The sequence below is a fragment of the Clostridium sp. D53t1_180928_C8 genome, assembly GCF_015667795.1.
GTDB lineage: Bacteria > Bacillota > Clostridia > Clostridiales > Clostridiaceae > Clostridium.
Genome location: NZ_JADPEL010000005.1, coordinates 134947 through 158003 on the forward strand (window position 1 = coordinate 134947; position 23057 = coordinate 158003).

The following is a 23057-nucleotide window of genomic DNA, read 5'->3' on the forward strand; positions in this document are numbered from 1 at the left end:
ACCTCACTTTGCTATTTATAAATAGCTTCAGTAGTTTTAATCTTTTTATTTACTGCTTTAACATGCGTTTCTTTCACTACTTGCGTATATATTAAGTCAACAATAAAAATCTGCGCTAACTTAGATGATACTGCACCACTTTCGAACAATGTTTCTGAAGAAATATAACTTAAATTTATATCTGAAATTTTAGCTAAAGTTGAATTTTCATTCTCAGTTATTGATATAATTTTTGAACCATTTTCTTTTGCAATTTTGGTGGCCCTTATAATTTCTTCTGTTTCCCCAGAATGTGATATAACAAAAACAACTTCATCTTCACTAGTTAAAGCAGACATCATTACCATAGTGTGAGTATCTGAATAGTAAACACTATTTATGCCTATTCTCATAAATTTATAATTTGAGTCTTGAGCTACTATCCCCGAATATCCAATCCCCATAAAATATACTCTTGTAGATTTTTTTATTAAATCTGCGCAAACATATATATTATTGCTATTTAATTTATTAACTGTTCCTTCCAAAACATTTATATTATTTTTAAGTAGTTTATTAGCAGTTTCCATTACATCTTCATTGTTAGTTATTTCATTATTTATTATACTATTTCTTACTTTCAATGAAATTTCTTGTGCTAAAGTTACTTTAAAATCTTGAAATCCTGAAAACCCCATTTTCTTTGCAAATCTAGTAACTGTAGCCTCACCAGTATTTGTCTTCTTAGCTGATTCTGATATAGTCATGTATATAATTTTTTCAGCATTATCTCGTATATATTCAATTATTTGTTTGTCTGATTTACTTGTTTTAAAGTTAGGATTATCTAACTGCATTAATATACTCATATCTCACCTTATTATTCAAAATATTATAAATAAAAAATATTCTACTTTAACTACTGTTTTATTTATTTTTAAAATTATAAGATTTGTTTCTACTTATTTAATATATAAATTAATTAATCCACGCAAGAAATTTTTTTTCATTTATTGAGATAATAATACCATGTAAACATTATCTTTTCAAGTATTTTCCATTTATCAAACTATTATTTCTATTGTTTTAATAGCATTTGCAAATTAATTTCATAAAATAAAAAAGGACATAAATGTTCAGTTATATAACTATATCCCTCTTACATTTACGCCCTTTTCACTTTAAATCTTAACTAAAATTTCATTGATATCTTGACTTACTTTAAGTCTTTCAGAGTAAACCCAATCCACATCAAACTTTAAATTAAATATCTTAGAAAAAGAGTAATACATATTTATTTTTTGATAATAAATTTCTAAATCTTCAAGATTCCCTGTAAAGCATGCTGGCTTAGTTATCTCTTTTGCCTTAGATACAAATACCTCATCAACATACTCTAAAAACTTATCCATAAGTTCTTCATTTGCAACGTCAAAAGGAACCTTTAATAAATCCCATTGATCTTCTTCTTTAAGTTTGTACCTTTTAATCTTTTCTAATATTAATAAGTATTCACTTATATCCATTTTTGTATAGTAATCTAGCTTCTCTTCTCTTGTTTTCCATAAAACTAACTTTTCATTTAAAGGTAAGCTTTTAATGGTAAGAATTGCTTCTGATGGACCTACAACTGCTTGTTTAATAACTTCATCTTTCACTTCAAGTTTTCTACTTATAAAGTTATGTGTGTCAGAAACACCTGCTACATATCCCACATCATAAATTCCCTTTCTACCGGCTCTTCCTGCTACTTGTTTAACTTCTTGAGAAGTTAATTCTCTCATTTCTTCCCCATCAAATTTTCTTATAGACATAAACACAATTCTTCTAATAGGAAGATTAACGCCCATTCCAATAGCATCTGTTGTAACTAACACTTTATTTTCTTTATTTATAAATTCTTCATACTGCATTTTTCTAACTTCAGGAGGTAAATCTCCATAAATAATACTAGTCTTAACATTTTTATTAGAATAATCCTGTGCTATTTCTAAAACTCTCTTTTTTGAAAAAACTACAATAGCATCGCCTTCTTGAACATCATTATAACTAAAATTCTTAGTCTCTACTTCTAATGGTATACTTCTGTGATACTCTTTTATTTCATAATCATCTTCACAATCTTCTAAAATCCTAATTAATAACTCTTTAGCATTTATTGCTCCACAAATATGAATTTCATTACATCTTAAACCAAGAACAGCCCTAGTCCATGCAATTCCTCTTTGTAAATCGTTAATCATTTGAATTTCATCAATTACAGCAATATCATAATTTTGCTTTAAATTAACCTTTTCAATAGTACAAGAAACATGTGTAGCATTTTCTTTGATTATCTCTTCTTCTCCAGTCATTAAATCACAAACTACACCTTCGTTATTTAATTTCTCATAGTTCTCTAGTGCAAGTATTCTAAGTGGTGATAAATATACTCCCTTCTTTGCAGTTTTTAATCTTTCTACCGCATTATAGGTCTTACCTGTATTTGTATCACCTAAATGGACATATATCTTTCTTTTCATTCTTCTGGTTACCATATATTCATCTTTAGGATTATCAGGAAATGCTTCTTCAAAAGCTTCACCTATAAGTTTAGGTATATGTTGCTTTGTAAGAACTGTCATAACACCTGAATTTAAAAAGGTATTATAATTTCCCCTTACAACCTCATAAAAATCAAAATCTGTATTATTCTTTTTGTTATAGTCCTCAAGCATTCTCTTAGAGGCATCCTCTAATATCTCCTCATACCTGTCACATACATCTTGATATTCCTTAAAACCTTCATTCTCCATTTCCTTAAGTAATCTTATCTTTTTTCTAATTGATGTTTCTTGTTCTATTAATGCTCCTACTTTAGAATGATGTACTATCTCTTCTATTTGATTAATTTGACTCTTTAATTTTTTAAACTCTCTTAGCGCTGCATTCTTTTTCATATATTTCCTCCACTACTCTATTAGTTCTTTTATCCATATTACTGCTTTTTTCATGGCTTCCTCTTTATCATTATTAAGAGGTTCAAAGAAATCTATTTCTCCCATAAACTTATTATTTGGAATTTCTTTTTTTATATTATTAAAAAACTTAGTTGCTCCACCGCCACCATGGCATGCAAATAACGCTATATTTTTTCCTTGTATTTTATTTCCTTTTAAAAAAGTATTAAATGGCGGTGCATAAGTTCCAACCCATATAGGTGTTCCAATAATAATATTCTCGTAATCTTCTATATTTTTATTTACTTCTAAGAGCTCTGGCTTTTCCTTAAAAATTACACTTTTCCCGCCCCAGAAATATTTTTTAAATCCTTTCTCACTATATTTCTTTTTTGTTTTCAACTCTAAAACATCTGCATTTATAGCCCTTGCTATAGTACTTGCAATTAATTTCGTATTACCTTCTAATGAATAAAATATTACTAAATTTTTCACTTAATAATCGCCTCTTTTTTTATTTATTAATATAACATTATTATAAATCACTTTACATTATTACCCAAGGTAAATTACTCCTTTAAATTAATCATATTAACTTCATTAAATTGAAACACAATTGACATATTTTAATACTATAATTTAATCATAAAGTGTTAAACAAAAATTTCCCCTATAAAAAAAGTTCCTAGAAAAATACCATCCCCCGGTAAATTTCTAGGAACTTTTATTTATAAATTATATAACTCTACTATTAATCTTAACTATTCTAAAAACATCTTCATATCATCTTCAACATTAGTTATTCCACCAATTCCAAAGTTTTCAACTAAAACTTTAGCTACATTAGGTGAAAGGAATGCTGGAAGGGTTGGTCCTAAGTGAATATTCTTAACTCCAAGATATAATAATGATAATAATACTATTACAGCTTTTTGCTCATACCAAGCAATATTAAATGCTATTGGTAACTCATTAATATCTTGTAATTCAAATACTTCTTTTAATTTTAGAGCTATTAATGCTAATGAGTAAGAATCATTACATTGACCCGCATCTAAAACTCTTGGAATTCCATTTATATCTCCTAAGTCTAACTTGTTGTATTTGTACTTAGCACATCCTGCAGTTAATATTACTGTATCCTTTGGTAAAGCCTTTGCAAAATCTGTATAATAATTTCTTGACTTAGCTCTTCCATCACAACCTGCCATAACAAAGAACTTTTTAATAGCTCCAGTTTTAACTGCTTCAACAACTTGATCAGCTAATGCTAATACTTGTGCATGAGCAAATCCCCCTATAATTTCACCTTGTTCTATTTCTGTTGGTGCATTACACTTCTTAGCTTCTTCAATAATTGCAGAGAAATCTTTAAATCCATTTTCATCAGCTTCTATATGAACACACCCTTCAAAGCCTGCAGCCCCTGTTGTGTACATTCTTGATTTATAGCTTTCATTCTTTGGTGGTACTATACAATTAGTAGTCATAAGAATTGGGCCATTGAAGCTTTCAAATTCTTCTTTTTGCTTCCACCATGCATTACCATAGTTACCTACTAAGTGCTTGTACTTCTTTAAATTTGGATAGTAGTGAGCTGGTAACATCTCTGAATGAGTATAAACATCTATCCCTGTTCCTTCTGTTTGAATTAATAATTGTTCAATATCTTTTAGATCGTGTCCTGATACTAATATACCTGGATTTTTTCCTACTCCTATATTTACTTTTGTAATTTCAGGATTTCCGTAAGTTGTTGTATTAGCAGTATCTAATAATGCCATGCCATCTACCCCTACTTTTCCTGTTTCTAAAGTTAAAGCAATTAATTCATCTATTGATAATGAATCATCTAAAAGCTTAGCTAAAGTTTCTTGCATAAATGCATCTATTTCTTCATTATCATAACCTAAAGCATTAGCATGCTTAGAATATGCTGATAATCCTTTTAATCCATAAGTTATAAGTTCCCTTAAAGATCTTACATCTTCATCCTTAGTTGCAAGAACTCCTACTTCATTGCTATTTGACTTTTCCTTTAATATTAAGTTTAGTGATTTAGTTTCTTTACTTCCACTTACTACACCTTTAATTTTTTCTAATATACCTGCTTTTTTATCCATTTCTTCATTTGAAGAAGCATCCCATAAAGCAACTTCTGATAAGACTTCTTTGTTAGCTAACTTTGATATCAATTCATTTTTTATTCTTAAAGTTTCTTTTACTCTTCCATAAAATACTTCATTATCGAAGTTTGCATTTGTAATAGTTGTGAAAAGATTTAAAGTGATAAAATGATTTAACTCCTTATCAATTTTCTTCCCCTCTTTTCTTAATCTTGTTGTTACTTCTGATAATCCCTTAGTAACATATATTAATAAATCTTGCATATTAGCTAATTCTGGGCTTTTACCACACACCCCAAATTTAGTACATCCTGTGCATCCTGCTGTTTCTTGACATTGAAAACAAAACATCTTATTTTCCATATTTAAAATCTCCTTACGAAATATATTTTTTAAACTTCATGACCTTATTCTATATCCATATAAAAAAAGAGTCTGTAACAATAGTTACAAACTCTTTTTTTCTAATTAAATAATTCTTCTTCTAAACTTTCAACATCTAATACTCTAATTATTTTTCTATCAAATTCAATATATCCTAAATCTCTTAAACTAATTAATTCTCTAGATAATGATGGCCTTGGAATACCTAATAATGATGCTATTTCTTCTTTAGTGTTATTTAATATAATAGAATTACTTTTTTGTTCTTTTATTTCATTTAATATATAGTTAATTACTTTTTGTCTTAAACTTTTAAAAGATATACTCTTTATTTTTGAATTTAAAATAAAGACTTTATCACTTAATAAAGATATAAAGTTTTCTAATACCTTTTCCTCATAAGAGCATATCTTTAAAACATCCTCTTTATTTATAAAAAGTACCTTACATTCATTTAAAGCTATTACGGTTGCAGGATATGTTTTTGATTTTGAAAATACTAATGCCTCTCCAAATACCTCCCCTTCAAGTAACCTACTTAAAACTATGTATTTTCCATTAGAATATAACCTTTGTATTTCTACTGTTCCAAACAAAACTAATGATAAACTTCTACATTCATCATCTTCATGTGCAATTATTTCACCCTTACTATATGTCTTTATATAATACTTAATTTCTTTTAAAACATTTCTTATCCCATCATCATTTAATCCAATAAATAATTGATTTTTCTTTATTTTTTTAATTATTTCTTCCATAAGAATACTTCCTTTTCTATTGTATAGGTAACATAATTATAAACTCACTACCTTTTCCTTTTTCACTAATTACACTAATATCTCCTCCATGAAGTGTAATTAAATTCTTAGTTAATGTTAATCCTAAACCACTTCCTCCAAATTCTTCTGATACCTCATTATAAACTTGAACAAATCTATCAAAAATACTATTGTGATACTTTTTATCTATACCTACTCCAGTATCCTTAACTCCTATTTTAACTTTTTCATCTAATTTATTAACACTAACGCTTATAGTTCCTCCTGCCTCAGTAAATTTGATAGCATTCCCAATTAAATTTATTATACATCTTTCTATATCTAATTTATCACAATTTATAAATAACTCCTCTATCTCTGGATCTACTATAAGCTCTATCCCCTTAACTTGTGCAAATTCCACCATAGATAAGGATGTATCTTCTACAAGCTCTACTATATTAACTTCCTCTTTATCAATCCTATAAAATCCTGAATCTATCTTAGATGTATCAATAATATTATTTATTAAATTTAACAATCTTTTTGAATTTCCCTTTAAAGTATTCATATATGTTTGTAGTTTTTCATTAGATATAGCAGTTTTTGATTTATTTAATGAACTTATTAACTGTTCTATAGATAAAATAACATTTAATGGTGTTCTAAGCTCATGTGATAAATTAACAAAATAATTATTTTTACATTTTTCTAACTCTATAAGTCTTTTATATAACTTTTTATTTTCAATTAATTTATTATTTAATTCCTGCGTTCTTTGAATTACTAGTGCATCTAATATTTTTACCTGATTATAATATATATATATTATGCTTGATATAATGATAATATATATTATGTATGCTATAGGACTTTTCCAAATAGAATTCTTTACCTTTATTTTCACCTCTGATACATCAGACCAAACACCATTATAATTTCTTCCTGCTACTAACATTTTATATTTTCCTGGTGATAAATTAGCATATCTTGCATAGTTTTCATTCCCCGCAAATGTCCATTCACTGTCCATTCCCTCAAGTTTATAAGCATACTGCATTTGATTTATATTTTTATAATCTGGTATAAAAAATTTTATATAAAGCTCCCTTGAATCATAATCTAAAACAATATTATCGTGTACCTTTATCTCAATTCCAGCACTAGTTTTTATACTATCAACTATTACATTACTAGTATTCATTTTCAACTGAATATCTACTGGATTAAATTCTGTTAAACCACTTACTCCACCAAAATAAATATTACCTTCTTTATTTCTATGGTAAGAAAATCCATTATACTCATTACTTGCTAGCCCATCTGATTCATAATATCTTATAAACTTATCATTTTTTTGATCATACATTGATATTCCATAATTAGTACTTACCCAAATATTATCATTACTATCTACTACTACTCCATAAATAAAATCATTAGATAATCCTTCACTGTAAGTATATACTGTAAACTCTTCAGTTTCCTTATTTAATTTATTTAATCCACTCTGAGTTCCTATCCATATATTCCCTTTGCTGTCTTCTGCTATAGATCTTATATTATTAAAACTTAATGAATTTACATCTTCATCATTAACTAAATAATTCTTAATCTCTCCTGTTTTTTTATTATACTTAACTACTCCCCCTTCATTTCCAAGTCCGAACCACATTACTCCATCACTATCTTCATATATGCTGCTAATAGTTTTTCATAAATACCATTTTTCTCCAATACATCATTGTATGAAATAAATTCATTTTTTCTATCAAATGTAGATATTCCACCTCTAGTTCCTATCCAAAGAATTCCTTCTTTATCAATATATAATGCTCTTATTTCATTATTTACTATACTATTTTTATCATCAGATTTTTTATAAACAGTAAATTCATCTGTACCTTTATCATATTTATTTAATCCATTATCAGTTGCAATCCAAACTTCATTTCCTATTCCTGTTATATCTTTTATTCTATTACTACTTAAGGAATTATTATTGTTAATATCACTATAATATCTAGTAATGATATCATTTTTCTTATCTATTTTATTAACTCCTGAATTAAATGTTCCAACCCATACCATACCTTCATCATCTTCATATATCCCACAAACACTACTATTACTTAATGAGTTATCATCTGTTGGATTATTTCTATAGACATTAAAATCTTTATTAGATGAAAACTTGCTTATTCCATTAAATGTACCTACCCATATTACTCCTAAATTATCTTGATACAAATTAATAATATTATCATCACAAATGCTATATTTATCTGTATTATTTTTATATGTATAAAACACTTCATTTTTTTCATCAAAACGAGCTAATCCTTGATCTGTAGCTAACCACATTGTACCATCTTTATCCCTAATTATATCTCTTATAAAATTGCTTGGAATAGACTTAGAATTATTAGAATCATGAGTATATACCTTTATACTATAATCCTCTAAATCCATTACATTTAATCCACCTGTTTTAGTGCCTATCCATAATTTCTTTTCACTATAATAAACAGAAAATATATTATTTTCACTAATTGTATTCTCATTATTTTCATCATGTAAAAATTCCTCTGTTTTATTATTACTAGGATTATATCTATATAATCCATCTCTTGTAGATACCCAAATATTCCCCTCATTATCCTCATCAATATCTTGAAGTCCTTTATTTTCCAAATACTCACTTGCTACTTTTATAAATGTATCATTCTTACTATCATATAAATTCAATCCATTTATAGTACAAACCCAAAGTCTTCCTTTTGAATCTATTAATAACTCATCAACAACGGTATTAGACCTTGCTTTATCATCATCCGATACTAAATACCTGGTTATATCCCCAGTAATTAAATTCATTTTATTTAATCCACCATCAGTACCTATCCATAAATTTTTATCATCATCTTCTACCAATGAACTTATCATATTATTACTAATACTATTAATATCATTTTTAATATTCTTATATACTTTAAACTCATTTCCATTATATCTATTTAATCCATCATTAGTCCCTATCCATATATACCCAAAGCTATCTTGATATATATATTCCGCTAAAGATTGTGATAATCCATCATCTATAGTTATACTCTTAAAATTAATATTATAATTATCTTTGGCATAAGAATTACTACAAAATATACCTATTAATATAACTACAAATATTACAACCTTTTTTATAATTTTATTCATTGGTTTATCGCTCCCCCACTTCTATATCTTCTACATATTATAACAAATTTATCTAAATTAATCATTTCAATTATACTTTTTACATTTTTCCCATAATTTTAAATGTGTATATTAATATTTTAACTGCAATAAAAAAAAGGAATTTGTACTATTTATTACAAACTCCTTTTATAATATTAGATAGGAAGTAAAATTATAAACTCACTCCCTTTTCCCTTTTCACTAATTACACTAATCTCTCCACCATGAAGCTTAATTAAGTTTTTAGTCAACGTTAAACCTAACCCGCTTCCTCCAAACTCCTCTGAGGCCTCATTATAAACTTGTCCAAATCTATCAAATATACCTTTATGATATTTGTTATCTATACCTATTCCTGTGTCCTTAACACTTATTTTTACATATTCATTTAACTGTGATATATTAACAGTTATACTTCCTTTAGGTTCTGTAAACTTTATAGCATTTCCAATTAAATTAATTATACATCTTTCTATATCTAATTTATCACATTTAATAAATAGCTCTTCAATTTCAGGATCCACTATTAACTCTAATCCTTTTATCTCTGCAAGTTCAACCATACTTAGCGCTGTATCTTCAACTAGGCTTACTATATCAGTTCTTTCTTTATCTAGTTTATATGATCCTGAATCTATTTTTGACGTATCTATGATATTATTAATTAAATTTAATAATCTTTTTGAATTACCCTTTAAGGCATTCATATAAGATTCCATCTTTTCTTTAGTTATTTGTTTACCTTCACTATTAAGAGTAGAAATTAACTGCTCTATAGATAAAATAACATTTAATGGTGTTCTAAGCTCATGTGATAAGTTTATAAAATAATTATTTTTATATTTTTCTGTCTCAATTAATTTATTATATAACTTCTTATTTTCACTTAACTTATTGTTTAATTGTTGTGTTCTTTGATCAACTAAACCATCTAATATTTTAACCTCATTATAAAATAAATATACTATTATACAAACTATTATAATATAGACAACATATGCACTTGGGCTTTTCCAAATAGAATTTTTAACTATAATTTCTATTTTAGATATATCAGACCAAACACTATTATAACTTCTTCCTGATATTAACATAGTATATTTACCTGGCTTTAAACAAGCATACCTCGCATAATTTTCATTTCCAAGAAATGTCCATTCATTTTCTGCACCTTCTAATTTATAAGCATATTGAATTTGTTTAGTATTTTTATATTCCGGAATAAAAAACTTTATATATAGTTCCCTTGAATTATAATCTAATACAATGTTGTCACGTTCCTTGACTTCAATTCCTCCACTTGTTTTAATACTATCCACTATTACTTTTTCAGTATTCAAGCTTAATTTAACATTACTAGGATTTATTTCTGTTAATCCATTTACACCACCAAAATAAATACTAGTACCATCTTTATTTATATGATAAGAAAATCCATTAAATTCATTACTTGAAATTCCATCTGATTCATAATATCTTACAAACGTATTATTATCTTGGTCATACATTGTTAATCCATAATTAGTACTTGCCCAAATATTATCATTATTATCTACAACAACTCCATATACAAAGTTATTAGATAACCCATCCCCATATGTATATGTAGTAAATATTTCTTTATCCTTATCAAACTTATTCAGTCCATTTTGAGTTCCTATCCATATTGCTCCGCTACTATCTTGTGAAATTGATCTAACTGTATTAAAACTTAAAGAATTTATATCATTCTCATTTGAAATATATTGCTTTATTTTTCCTGTCTTCCTGTTATATCTTACTATTCCACCCTCATTCCCAACGGCAATCCACATTTCTCCATTATTATCTTCATAAATAGCTGAAATATTTTTTTCATAAATTCCACTTTCCTCTAAAATTTGATTATAAGATATAAATTTATCTTTTCTATCAAAAGTATATAGCCCTCCTTTAGTTCCAATCCAAAGCAAACCATCCTTACCTATAAACAAAGATCTTATTTCATTATTTAAAATACTATTTTCATTATTATAAATTTTAAATATTCCTGTATTCTTATCATACAAATTTAGACCATTATCAGTAGCTATCCATACTTCATTTCCTATTCCTGTTATATCTTTTATTCTATTACTACTTAATGTTTGAGAATCATTAAGTAAATTATAGTATTGAGTTATTTCCCCGGTTTTTTTATTTATTTTATTTACTCCAGCATTAAAAGTACCTACCCAAAGCATTTCATCATCATCTTCATATATTCCACATACACTATTATTACTTAATGAATTGTCATTTAGTGGATCATTTCTATAAACCTTAAATTCTCTATTTATAGAAAACTTACTTATTCCACTAAAAGTACCTACCCAAATAACTCCTAATTTATCTTGAAATAAACTTACAATATTGTTATCTGATAAACTATACCTTTTAGTACTATTTTGATAATTATAAAACTTTCCTTCTTCCTCATCGAATAAAACTAATCCTTGATCTGTTCCTAACCACATAGTATTGTCTTTAGCTCTAAGCATGTCTCTTATAAAGTTACTAGGTATAGTTGTACTATCATTAGGATTATGCCTATAAGATTTTATACTATAATCCTTTAAATCCATTATTAATAATCCCTCTGTTTTAGTTCCCATCCATAACTTTCCACCCTCACAAAACATTGAAAAAATATCTTTTTTTCCAATTATATTTTTAGGATCATTGAATTCTTCTATATTTTTATTTATAGGATTATACCTGTATAATCCTACATCAGTTGAAATCCATATATTCCCTTCATCATCTTCCACAAAATCTTGAATAATAGTTTTTTTAAATAAATCTGTTGGAATAGTAATAAATTTATCATTTTCTCTATCATAATAATTTATTCCACTAATACTACATGCCCATAGTTTTCCTGAAGAATCAATCATCAATTCCTCAATTACAGAGTTTGAATACGTTTTATCTTCTTCAGAAATTAAATATCTTGTTATATCTCCAGTAACTAAATTCATTTTATTTAATCCACTATCAGTGCCTATCCACAGATTCTTATAATTATCTTCTACCAACGATGTAATTGCATTATTACTTATACTATTATCATTATTTTTAATATTTCTATATACCTTAAATTCACTTCCATTATATCTATTTAATCCATCACTAGTTCCTATCCATATATATCCAATACTATCTTGATATATGTATTCAGCTAACGATTGAGATAATCCATCATCTATTGTTATACTTTGAAAGTTAATATTACCTATCTTTTCTGCATATGCATTATAAAAAAAAGTGCATAATAAAACAAACGAAAATATCGCCACTTTCCCTATTATTTTACTCATCTCTCAACAACCCCAATCCTCTATTTTCAAGATATTATAACAAATTTATATAAAATAGTCATTGTTTTTATCTTGTAAATGATCCCTTAACAAATTTATTTTTTATTAAAATATAAGTATTTTCATATCTAAATAGAGATATACTAAATTATACGGAATTATTTATTATTTCTATATTTAGGAGGTATATGATGAATAATAAGTACACTGATTTATTTGATATATTAATAAAATCTTATTATGACGGTAATTTTGATGAAACTCTTAACAAAATAATTACTTGTCATGAAAAATCTCCACAAGAAACTTTTGAAATAATAACCTCATTATGTGGAGTAAAAGTTGACTTTGATAACAACTATGTCTATAACCTAAAAAAAGCAATAACTAATTATAATGTCAATAAAAAAATAGTAGAAAAGTTAGAATGTTCCGGTTCTCATTGTAAACCTGATGCAAATAATACATATGGTTGCCAACGTGCTTGTCCATTTGATGCTATAAAATTTGATTATTCAAATAATACAACTTTTATTGATAATGATATTTGTATAGATTGTGGTATTTGTGTAGATTCATGTAATAATGGGCGTATTTTAGATAAAATAGAGTTTTTACCTATTTTAGATTTATTAAAAAATAATAAAACTGTTATTGCTGCTGTTGCCCCTGCTATTATAGGTCAATTTGGTAGTGATGTAACTATGGATCAGTTAAGATCTGCCTTTGTTAAAATTGGATTTACAGATATGATTGAAGTTGCTTTTGCGGCTGACATGTTAACAGTAAAGGAAGCTGTTGAATTTAATAAGCACGTAAAAGGGCCAGATGATTTAATGATTACTTCTTGCTGCTGTCCAATGTGGGTAGGTATGTTGAAAAAAGTTTATAAAGAACTAATTCCTAACCTTTCACCATCAGTTTCTCCAATGATTGCTGCTGGTAGAGTTATTAAAGAACTTAACAAAGATGCTAAAGTTGTATTTGTTGGCCCTTGTATAGCTAAAAAAGCTGAAGCTAAAGAGAAAGATGTTGCTGGTGCAATTGACTTTGTTTTAACCTTTGAAGAACTTAATAATATATTTGAATCTTTAGAAATTCATCCTAGAGATTTAAAAGGAATTCCTTCTCTAGAGTATACTTCTAAAGGTGGAAGGTTATACGCTCGTACTGGTGGTGTTTCAATTGCTGTTTCAGAAGCTGTTGAAGAACTTTACCCTGAAAAAATAAAAAACTTTAAAGCCAGAAAAGCCGAAGGCGTTAAGGAATGTAAGGAGGTACTTAATGAAGCTTTAGCTGGAAAAGCAAATGCTAGCTTCATTGAAGGAATGGGATGTATTGGTGGTTGTGTTGGTGGTCCTAAAATTTTAGTTCCTCCAGAAGAAGGTAAAAAAGCAGTAGATAAGTTTGCTTATGATGCTTCAATAAAAGTTGCTGTTCATAGTAAAGTTCTTGATGATGTTTTAGATAGAATAGGCATAACATCATTAAAAGATTTTGAAGATCCTAAGAAAATAAGTATTTTAGAACGTAAATTTTAGAAAACTCAAACAAAAAAAAATAAGTTATGCACATTGTGCATAACTTATTTTTATATCAAAACTATCTTCTGTTTTGTTGTTCTTTTTTAGCTCTTCTACAAGCAACACATCTAGTTGGCTCATTAGTGAACCCTTTTTCTTTGTAGAATTCTTGTTCTCCTGTAGTAAATACGAATTCAGCTCCGCAATCTCTACATGTTAAAGTCTTATCTGTCATAATAAATTTCCTCCTTTTATTAAAGATTAATACAGCTATCCATATAACTTTCTAAAAGAAGAAATTTACATACACATACATATAAACCTTTTTTTTTGCCACTTGGCTAGAACATAATTATATCATATACAAATATAAATACAAGTACTTTTTTAAAATTTTAATGATTCATCAAGGATATTTTTTGCTTCATCTAAAGATATATTTTTAGATTGACTTATTTCTTCAGCTACTAAAGATTTTGTTGAATTTAAAACTTGTTTTTCATTAGCATTTATATTTCCATTATTCATAACTTCACTTAAATTTAATATAACATCTAAATAATCTTTTAAAGTACCATCTTTTATTCTTTTAGAATTAATACTCATTCTTTCCTTGGCCGTAGTACTTTTAATATCTTCGCCATTTAAATTAGTTTTACTAAAATCTTTTAAATAACTATCTATATCTTTACTTTCACTTACCAATCTAATATTACTATCTTCAATTCTATTCATAGGGTATGTAAGTTTCATTGTACTATTAAAAATGTCTATTTTATAAAACTTCTGCTTTTCACCTTTAAATTCTCTTTCTTCAATACAATCTATGACCCCAATTCCTTGACCTGGATAAACAATTTTATCTCCTATATTAAACAAATAATTACCTCCTTAGGTGTTTATCATTTAATTATAGCACACTTTTTTGTTTTTTTGTAATTTTTTATTTTATCACATTTTCAAACACAGGTCAATATTAGTCTTTTATCCAGTTTCTTCCTAATAATTAAAAGGTAAATTCTAATATTTTCTTCTGAAAATTAATCTGTGTAATTTAATTATAATTTTAAGAAACCCTATCTTATTTAATCAAAGTTCTATTTTTATTCATATACTATTATTATCTATCAAAGAAATTACTGCACAAATGATTATGAGGTGAGTTACTATGAATATAAAATCTAAAGAATACTTTCCACCTAAGTCAAATTCAATCTATATCTACAGAGGCTTTAGCGATAGTTCGATTAATTTTAAAACTTCTATAGATTATTTTAATGAAAATAAACTTCAAGTTAGACTCGATAACGGTATAACTAATGCTATAAATGTTTATGAATATGTAGATGATGGTATTAAACTATCTTTTCAATCAGGGAATACTTGTTATCACCAGAATTTATTAAATGAAAATAATTATAAAAACAATTATTTAATAAAAGATCCTATTATTAAAGATAATATGTGGTTTTTATCTAACGGAAGTAAGCGTTGCATTACTAATATAGACATAGAAGTTAAAACTCAATTTAATATATTCCCAGCAGCTATTGAGATTGTTACCATTTCAAAAAATAACCGTGAATTTTCTGTAGATTACTACGTGCTAGGTATAGGACTTGTTAAAAGTATATATTATACTAAAAAAACAGGAATATTATATTTTGAACTTGAAGATATACAAGAAAACTCCTCTTATTCAAAAAATATTAAAGTCTACTATCCAGATAAAAACTTAAATTCTATTTGGTTTTCCCCTAGAACATTAAGTTACTACACTAATGAGGATATAAGTCTCGGCTTTTCAAAACTATTTGAAACCCCTCCTTATGGACTACTTCCATTAATAAATCGTAATATAAAAATAAATAATATGTATTATAACGTTAAAAATAACTTTGCTTATATAGACTTATCTGAAAAAATTATAAATAATTTAAATAATAATTCACTTAATGCATCCTTATTTTTCGAGTGTATTTATTATACGTTAAGGGATTATTATAAAACAAACAATATATCTATTACCATTAAGAATGAGCCTTATACAAAGTATTTTAAATCAATAGTTCCAACAGATGAATTTAAAGCTATTCAATGGCGAATACAGGATTGTAAATTTCCCTTTACTTATGTAGTGGAAAATAATGATACACTAATAAGTATTTCGAAAAAATTCGATATTCCCTATGATAAAATTGCTAAACTAAATAATATAAAAAATCCTAACAAACTTTCAAAGAATCAGATTCTACAAATATATTCTTCTGGAATATATAAAATAAAAGAAAATGACTCCTTAGAAAGTATTTCTAAATCATTTGGATTAAGTATTAATAAACTAATACAAATTAATAATATTACTGATTTAAGCTTTGTTAGTCCTGGGAAAAAAATAAGATTATTTTAAAAAGGTGGATTTTAAAATCCACCTTTTTTAATTAAACTAATTTTTATATATAGTTTTACGCTTCTGCCTCTTCAAATTGACTGTTATAAAGATTTGCATAGAATCCATTTTTAGCTAATAACTCTTCATGATTTCCTTGTTCTACTATATCTCCATCCTTCATTACAAGTATTAGATCAGCATCCCTTATTGTTGATAATCTATGAGCAATTATGAAACTTGTTCTTCCATGCATTAAATTATCCATAGCCTTTTGAATTAACACCTCAGTTCTAGTATCAACCGAACTTGTTGCCTCATCAAGTATTAATATCTTTGGATCTGCTAAAATAGCTCTAGCAATAGTTAATAACTGTTTTTGACCTTGAGATACATTACTTGCTTCTTCATTCAGCTCCATATCATAACCATGAGGTAATGTCTTTATAAAACTATGAACATGAGCTGCCTTAGCCGCTTGTTTAACTTCCTCATCAGTTGCATCTAATCTACCATAACGTAGATTATCCATTATAGTTCCATTAAATAACCATGTATCTTGAAGAACCATACCAAACATTTTTCTTAAATCATTTCTCTTGAAATCTTTAATATTATTACCATCTATTAAAATTGCTCCATCATTAACATCGTAGAATCTCATAAGAAGCTTAACCATTGTTGTTTTACCAGCTCCTGTAGGTCCTACTATAGCAACTCTTTGTCCTGGCTTAATATTAGCTGTAAAATCATTAATTATAGTTCTCTCTGGATTATAACCAAAATGAACATCTTTAAAATCAACTTTTCCAACTATGCCTTCAGCACTTACTGGGTTTTCAACATCTATAGCCTCTTCATCTTCATCTAAGAATTCAAATACTCTTTCAGCCGCTGCTGCAGTTGATTGAAGAACATTTGCTATTTGAGCTGTTTGGCTAATTGGTTGCATAAATGATCTAATATATTGAACGAAAGCTAAAATATCTCCAACTTCAATAACCTTCTTTATAGTAAGCCATCCACCAAGTATAGTCACTAATACATATCCTAAGTTTCCTACAAATGTCATTATAGGCATCATCATACCTGATAAAAATTGTGATTTCCATGCACTATTATAAAGAGTATTATTAAGTTCTGTAAATTTCTTAATTTCTCTTTCTTCTGCATTAAAAGCTTTCATTACATTATGTCCAGAATAAACCTCTTCAACCTGACCATTAACATACCCTAAATATTCTTGTTGAGTTTTAAAATATTTTTGTGACTTTTTAACAACTCCTGCAATTAAACCAACTGATACTGGAATTATAATTAATGATGCTACTGTCATTATCCAGTTTATTGAAAACATCATTATTAGTACTCCAATAAGAGTAGTAGCCGCTGTTAACATTTGTGATAAACTTTGATTTAAAGTTTGGCTAACAGTATCAACATCATTTGTTACTCTTGATAACACTTCACCATGTGTTCTAGTATCAAAGTATTTAAGTGGCATTCTATTAATCTTTTCTGATATTTCTTTTCTCATATTATATGATACTTTTTGAGCAACACCAGTCATTACCCATCCTTGTATCAAAGAGAAAAGTACACTAATTAGATATAAGCCAACTAAAAATATAATAATTTCCCCTATACGAGTAAAATTAATTCCTTCTGCATTAGCTGTTGTAACTTTTTTAACTAATCCATTAAATATCTCTGTTGTTGCATTTCCTAATATTTTAGGACCAACAATTGAAAATGCCGCTGATCCAATTGCAAATATTATAACAACTATTATTGATAATCTATAAGGCTTTAAATATTTCATAAGAGTTTTCATAGTCTTTTTAAAATCCTTAGCCTTTTCTCCACCTTTTCCCATTCCGCCCATTGGACCTCCACCCATTGGACCTCTTCCATGCTTACTCATTTGAAAGCTCCTCCTTTGAAAGTTGTGATAGAGCTATTTGTTGATAAACTTCACAGTTTTCCATAAGCTCTTTGTGAGTTCCTTTACCTACAACCTTACCTTCATCAAGAACTATAATTTGATTTGCACCCATTATAGTACTTATTCTTTGAGCTACAATTAACAAAGTACTTTCATTTAATTCAGTATTTATTGCCTTTCTAAGGTTAGCATCAGTTTTAAAGTCTAATGCAGAGAAACTATCATCAAATACAAATATCTCTGGTTTTTTAGCTATAGCACGAGCAATTGCAAGTCTTTGTTTTTGTCCTCCAGAAACATTTGTACCTCCTTGTGCTATTTCTGTATTAAATCTCTCTTCTTTACTACTTATAAACTCCATTGCTTGAGCAATTTCAGAAGCCTTTATCATATCTTCATCAGTTATATTCTCTCCGCCATATTTTAAGTTACTTTCAATTGTACCTGAGAATAACAATCCTTTTTGCGGTATAAAACCTATTTTTTCTCTTAAATCATATTGTGATACATTTTTTATATTTACACCGTCAATTAATATTTCACCTTGTGTTGCATCATAGAAACGAGGTATTAAATTAATTAAAGTTGATTTACCACTACCTGTACTACCTATAAATGCAGTAGTTTCACCTGGAAGTGCCTTAAAGCTAACATCATGAATTACATCTTCATCTGCACCTGGATATCTAAATGAAACATTTTTAAATTCAATAGTTCCTTTTTCATTACTATTAAATGTTTGTATTTCTTCTACATCCTTAATTGCAACATCAACCCCTAGAACTTCAGATACACGTTGAGCCGATACCATAGCTCTAGGTAATATAACAGAAACCATAGATATCATTAAGAATGCCATAATTATTTGCATAGTATATTGCATAAACGCCATCATTGTACCAACTTGCATAATACCTTCATCAATTCTATGAGCTCCAACCCATACAATTAATAATGTTATTGCATTCATAATAAACATCATCAAAGGCATCATTGTTGTCATTATTCTATTAACAAAAAGATTTGTTTTAGTTAAATTCTTATTTGCAACTTCAAACTTATCTTCTTCATACTTTTGAGTACTAAATGCACGAATTACAAGCATTCCAGTTAAACTTTCTCTTGTAACAAGATTTAATCTATCAACAAGCTTTTGCACACTTTTGAATTTTGGCATAGCAAAACTAAATAATACTATTACTAGAAGTAGTATAGATATTACTGCAACACCTATAACCCATCCCATTGATGCTCCAGTGTTAATAACCTTAATAACACCACCTACACCTAATATTGGTGCATAGAATACTACTCTTAATCCCATTACTACAAGCATAATAATTTGTTGTATATCATTTGTTGTTCTTGTAATAAGTGATGCTGTTGAAAATTCATCAAATTCTGAATTTGAAAACCCAACAACCTTATTAAATACATCTTTCCTTAAGTTTCTACCTAATGCAGCACCAACTCTTGCAGCAATAAAGCTTACAATTACTGTAGCTAGCATACTTATTAATGCTATCCCTACCATTTTAGCCCCTGCAAAAATTACATAATTAGATTGAAGCTTATCTGTGTTTATTCCTATATTATTATATTGTAATTTTACGTATGATGTAGCAGATTGAGTTATCATACTTTCTGGCATAGAATTTAGTTTTTCATCTATACTAGATATCATTTGATTAATTTGCTCTTTAGACATCATTTTTAAAACTTCAAATGTATCCATAGTTGATAAATCAACACCAGGTGGTGGTTGTATCATCTGTGACATCATATTGCTATCACTAGAAACACCATTTAACCCTTCCGTTTCTAACATGTACACTATTAGCATTGGTTTACTAAATATACTATTAAGTTTGTCTATCTTTTCCTTAGCTTTAACATTTAGTTTATATAGGTCTTCATTTTCCAATTCTGGATACTGTTTTAAATAATTATTGTATTGATCACTACTTAATGTTTCCTTATTAAGCAGCTCATAATCATCCATAATCACATTTTTATCATCATCACTCATAAAAATAAATAATTTATCTAACTCTGATGATTGAATAACTTTAGGAACAGCATTTTCTACTCCCCCTTGTTGTATTCCTACATTGACTATATCAGACATATAATCAGGCAATGATAAGTCGCATATAGCTTGAACAAATAAAAGTGCTATTGCGATTATCATTGAGCCAATAAAAGGTTTTAAATGTTTTAGTAATTTAAGCATAAGCTTTTCTCTCCTCATTTAATTAAATATATTTCTGATTTTATAATAATTATATTTTCATAACTATATAATGTCAATACAATTTAGTTATATTTTTATAATAGTTATATTTTTATAATTAATATATTGTAAAGTTTTTGGGAATGAATTATAATAATATCAATTACTACAGAAGGAGGATTCCATGGATACTTCAAAAAATTTAAATGATATATCTGAAAACTTATATATGCTATTATTATCTCTAAATAGACATATTTTTAATCCCCATACTCTTACAAAAAAATTTAATGTTCCACATTCACATATAAAGGTATTATTTTATTTAATTCATCACGGCCCAACATCTATTTCTAAGATGGCTAAGGAGCTTTGTATTTCAAAACCTAATATGACTCCTGTAATAGATAAATTGGTGGAAGATGGACTAGTAACTAGAGATTATGATCCTAATGATAGAAGAGTTATACTAATTCAAAGTACAGATAAGGCATTAGATTTTCTAAAAGAAGGGAAAGAATATATCAAAGAAGATATACTTGAAAAAATATCCACTCTTGATAATAACGATATTAACATTCTTTCAAATTCACTAGATGAGTTAATTCCCATTATAAACAAATTTTAATTTTCTTATATACTATATTTTACAATTCAATAATCGTTACTAAAACAAAAGCTCACATTGAATATAATCAATGTGAGCTTTTGTTCTAATTATTTCTATTTAATAAATACAAATTTAAGTACAAACACTACTGCAACAACTATTGTTGCCATGCTTATTTCTTTGCTCTTACCAGCAAATAGTTTTAATAATATATAAGATACAACCCCAAATACAATTCCATCAGAAATAGAATATGAAAAAGGCATCATAATTATTGTTAAAAACGCTGGAATAGCTTCTGTATAATCTTCTAAATTTATTTCCTTTATTGTTTCTATCATAAATAATCCAACAATAACTAAAGCTGAAGCCGTAACTGCAGGAGTTATTATTCCAAATATAGGTGATAAGAACAATGCTAAGAAGAACATAAACGCTGTAGATACAGCTGTTAATCCAGTTCTTCCACCTTCAGCAACACCTGACGCACTTTCTACGAAAGTACTTACTGTACTAGTACCTAAGCAAGCTCCTACTGTAGTTGCTATGGCATCTGCAAATAAAGCTTTTTTAATATTAGGAACTTTTCCATCTTTATCTAACATATTTGCTTTAGTTGCAACTCCAACTAAAGTTCCTATAGTATCAAACATATCCATAAATAATAAAGTAAATAATACTATAACCATATCCAAAGAGAAAATATTATGCCATTCAAATTGCATAAATGTTGAACTTATTGATGGTGGCATACTTACTATTTTATGTGGAAGATCTACAACACCCATAGGTATTCCTATTACGGCTGTAATAAGCATTCCTAAAAATAATGCACCTTTAACTTTTCTTGCTACAAGTACTCCTGTAATTACAATACCTATAATAGCTAAAAGTCCAGCTCCTGAAGTTATATTACCAAGTGCAACTATTGTTCCTCCATCTTTAGGATGTATAACAATCCCTGCTCCTTCAAGTCCAAGTAAAGCTATTAATAAACCTATCCCAACTGAAATAGCCCTTTTTATATTCGTTGGTATTGAATCAACAATTGCTTCTCTAACATTAAATACAGTTAATAATATAAATATAAGTCCTTCTAATAAAACTGCTGTTAATGCAAATTGATAAGAATATCCCATTGATAATACTACAGTATATGCAAAAAATGCATTTAACCCCATACCAGGAGCTTGTGCAAATGGCAACTTAGCGTATAAACCCATTATTAACGTAGCTATTATTGATGATACTGCAGTAGCTGTAAATACAGCTCCTGAATCCATCCCTGCTGCTGATAAAATTGAAGGATTGACTATCAATATATATGCCATTGTCATAAAGGTTGTAATCCCTGCTATAAACTCCGTTTTTACATTTGTATTATTTTCTTTAAGTTTAAAGAAATTATCTAAAAAACTATTCATTATATAATCCCCTTTTTCCTCTGTTTTTTTAGTACTTTTATATAATAACAGAAATTTTAAAAATTCCAATACTTTTTACGAACATTTTTTTATTTTTTTTAAATTTCGTTCACTATTTATAACTTTTTTATACATTTTTATATTTTGTTGTCGATTAATATATTATACC

Annotated in this window: 16 protein-coding genes; 3 read left to right on the forward strand and 13 right to left on the reverse strand. The window is 27.4% G+C overall.

All coding sequences use genetic code 11. The features are described 5' to 3' along the window. Positions 1–11: 11 nt before the first annotated feature. The 8 genes from I4V51_RS05745 to I4V51_RS05775 form a co-directional block, all read right to left on the reverse strand. Positions 12–848: a MurR/RpiR family transcriptional regulator gene (locus I4V51_RS05745; protein ID WP_195987363.1), complete on the reverse strand. Its 837-nt coding sequence runs from the start codon at positions 846–848 to the stop codon at positions 12–14. A gap of 312 nt (positions 849–1160) precedes the next feature. After that, positions 1161–2918, reverse strand: a complete 1758-nt coding sequence (locus I4V51_RS05750) for a helicase-related protein (protein WP_195987364.1) — start codon at positions 2916–2918, stop codon at positions 1161–1163. Between the two features lie 12 nt (positions 2919–2930). Next, on the reverse strand, positions 2931–3413 hold the full coding sequence (locus tag I4V51_RS05755) for a flavodoxin (protein WP_195987365.1): 483 nt from the start codon (positions 3411–3413) through the stop codon (positions 2931–2933). Positions 3414–3679: 266 nt separating this feature from the next. Then, complete coding sequence (gene hcp, locus I4V51_RS05760) at positions 3680–5407, reverse strand: hydroxylamine reductase (RefSeq protein ID WP_195987366.1); 1728 nt, start codon at positions 5405–5407, stop codon at positions 3680–3682. A gap of 101 nt (positions 5408–5508) precedes the next feature. After that, positions 5509–6189, reverse strand: coding sequence for a Crp/Fnr family transcriptional regulator (locus I4V51_RS05765; RefSeq protein WP_195987367.1), 681 nt, complete (start codon positions 6187–6189; stop codon positions 5509–5511). 16 nt (positions 6190–6205) lie between these two features. Beyond that, the gene (locus tag I4V51_RS21110) at positions 6206–7897 is read right to left on the reverse strand and encodes an ATP-binding protein (RefSeq protein ID WP_347708645.1); all 1692 of its coding nucleotides are present in this window, start codon (positions 7895–7897) and stop codon (positions 6206–6208) included. Continuing rightward, positions 7864–9405: a two-component regulator propeller domain-containing protein gene (locus tag I4V51_RS21115; protein ID WP_243281410.1), complete on the reverse strand. Its 1542-nt coding sequence runs from the start codon at positions 9403–9405 to the stop codon at positions 7864–7866. Before I4V51_RS21115 ends, I4V51_RS21110 begins: the two co-directional genes overlap by 34 nt. 176 nt (positions 9406–9581) lie before the next feature. Continuing rightward, positions 9582–12764 (reverse strand): sensor histidine kinase, encoded by a 3183-nt coding sequence (locus tag I4V51_RS05775; RefSeq protein ID WP_195987368.1) that lies wholly within the window; start codon positions 12762–12764, stop codon positions 9582–9584. Positions 12765–12955: 191 nt separating this feature from the next. On the opposite strand from I4V51_RS05775, the gene I4V51_RS05780 reads away from it, so the two are divergent. Then, the gene (locus tag I4V51_RS05780) at positions 12956–14305 is read left to right on the forward strand and encodes a [Fe-Fe] hydrogenase large subunit C-terminal domain-containing protein (RefSeq protein WP_195987369.1); all 1350 of its coding nucleotides are present in this window, start codon (positions 12956–12958) and stop codon (positions 14303–14305) included. A gap of 61 nt (positions 14306–14366) precedes the next feature. Here the strand turns inward: I4V51_RS05780 and I4V51_RS05785 are convergent, their stop codons facing one another. Together I4V51_RS05785 and I4V51_RS05790 are read right to left on the reverse strand one after the other, a co-directional pair. Beyond that, positions 14367–14522, reverse strand: a complete 156-nt coding sequence (locus I4V51_RS05785) for a zinc-ribbon domain-containing protein (RefSeq protein WP_195987370.1) — start codon at positions 14520–14522, stop codon at positions 14367–14369. 152 nt (positions 14523–14674) lie between these two features. After that, a complete protein-coding gene (locus I4V51_RS05790) occupies positions 14675–15166 on the reverse strand; it encodes a CarD family transcriptional regulator (protein WP_195987371.1) in 492 nt (163 codons plus the stop codon). A gap of 289 nt (positions 15167–15455) precedes the next feature. Here I4V51_RS05790 and I4V51_RS05795 point away from each other — a divergent pair, with 289 nt between their 5' ends. Further along, the gene (locus I4V51_RS05795) at positions 15456–16697 is read left to right on the forward strand and encodes a LysM peptidoglycan-binding domain-containing protein (RefSeq protein ID WP_195987372.1); all 1242 of its coding nucleotides are present in this window, start codon (positions 15456–15458) and stop codon (positions 16695–16697) included. Positions 16698–16752: 55 nt separating this feature from the next. Here the strand turns inward: I4V51_RS05795 and I4V51_RS05800 are convergent, their stop codons facing one another. Both I4V51_RS05800 and I4V51_RS05805 read right to left on the reverse strand, forming a co-directional pair. Next, the gene (locus tag I4V51_RS05800) at positions 16753–18600 is read right to left on the reverse strand and encodes an ABC transporter ATP-binding protein (RefSeq protein ID WP_207745904.1); all 1848 of its coding nucleotides are present in this window, start codon (positions 18598–18600) and stop codon (positions 16753–16755) included. Next, positions 18593–20854 carry an ABC transporter ATP-binding protein gene (locus I4V51_RS05805; protein ID WP_195987373.1) on the reverse strand — a complete coding sequence of 754 codons (2262 nt, stop codon included), beginning with the start codon at positions 20852–20854 and terminating at the stop codon, positions 18593–18595. Before I4V51_RS05805 ends, I4V51_RS05800 begins: the two co-directional genes overlap by 8 nt. A 184-nt stretch (positions 20855–21038) precedes the next feature. Between I4V51_RS05805 and I4V51_RS05810 the strand changes: the two genes are divergently transcribed. Then, positions 21039–21482, forward strand: a complete 444-nt coding sequence (locus I4V51_RS05810; protein WP_195987374.1) for a MarR family transcriptional regulator — start codon at positions 21039–21041, stop codon at positions 21480–21482. A 95-nt stretch (positions 21483–21577) separates the two neighbouring features. Here the strand turns inward: I4V51_RS05810 and I4V51_RS05815 are convergent, their stop codons facing one another. Further along, positions 21578–22888, reverse strand: a complete 1311-nt coding sequence (locus I4V51_RS05815) for an NCS2 family permease (RefSeq protein WP_195987375.1) — start codon at positions 22886–22888, stop codon at positions 21578–21580. Positions 22889–23057: the final 169 nt, after the last annotated feature.

Bases quoted from the DNA above. Each gene is read 5' to 3' on its own strand.
- I4V51_RS05765 (WP_195987367.1), bottom strand. From the start codon at position 6,189: ATGGAAGAAATAATTAAAAAAATAAAGAAAAATCAATTATTTATTGGA.
- I4V51_RS05785 (WP_195987370.1), bottom strand. From the start codon at position 14,522: ATGACAGATAAGACTTTAACATGTAGAGATTGCGGAGCTGAATTCGTA.
- I4V51_RS05780 (WP_195987369.1), top strand. From the start codon at position 12,956: ATGAATAATAAGTACACTGATTTATTTGATATATTAATAAAATCTTAT.
- I4V51_RS05810 (WP_195987374.1), top strand. From the start codon at position 21,039: ATGGATACTTCAAAAAATTTAAATGATATATCTGAAAACTTATATATG.
- I4V51_RS05795 (WP_195987372.1), top strand. From the start codon at position 15,456: ATGAATATAAAATCTAAAGAATACTTTCCACCTAAGTCAAATTCAATC.
- I4V51_RS05750 (WP_195987364.1), bottom strand. From the start codon at position 2,918: ATGAAAAAGAATGCAGCGCTAAGAGAGTTTAAAAAATTAAAGAGTCAA.
- I4V51_RS05775 (WP_195987368.1), bottom strand. From the start codon at position 12,764: ATGAGTAAAATAATAGGGAAAGTGGCGATATTTTCGTTTGTTTTATTA.
- I4V51_RS05805 (WP_195987373.1), bottom strand. From the start codon at position 20,854: ATGCTTAAATTACTAAAACATTTAAAACCTTTTATTGGCTCAATGATA.
- hcp (WP_195987366.1), bottom strand. From the start codon at position 5,407: ATGGAAAATAAGATGTTTTGTTTTCAATGTCAAGAAACAGCAGGATGC.
- I4V51_RS05745 (WP_195987363.1), bottom strand. From the start codon at position 848: ATGAGTATATTAATGCAGTTAGATAATCCTAACTTTAAAACAAGTAAA.
- I4V51_RS05800 (WP_207745904.1), bottom strand. From the start codon at position 18,600: ATGAGTAAGCATGGAAGAGGTCCAATGGGTGGAGGTCCAATGGGCGGA.
- I4V51_RS05815 (WP_195987375.1), bottom strand. From the start codon at position 22,888: ATGAATAGTTTTTTAGATAATTTCTTTAAACTTAAAGAAAATAATACA.
- I4V51_RS21115 (WP_243281410.1), bottom strand. From the start codon at position 9,405: ATGAATAAAATTATAAAAAAGGTTGTAATATTTGTAGTTATATTAATA.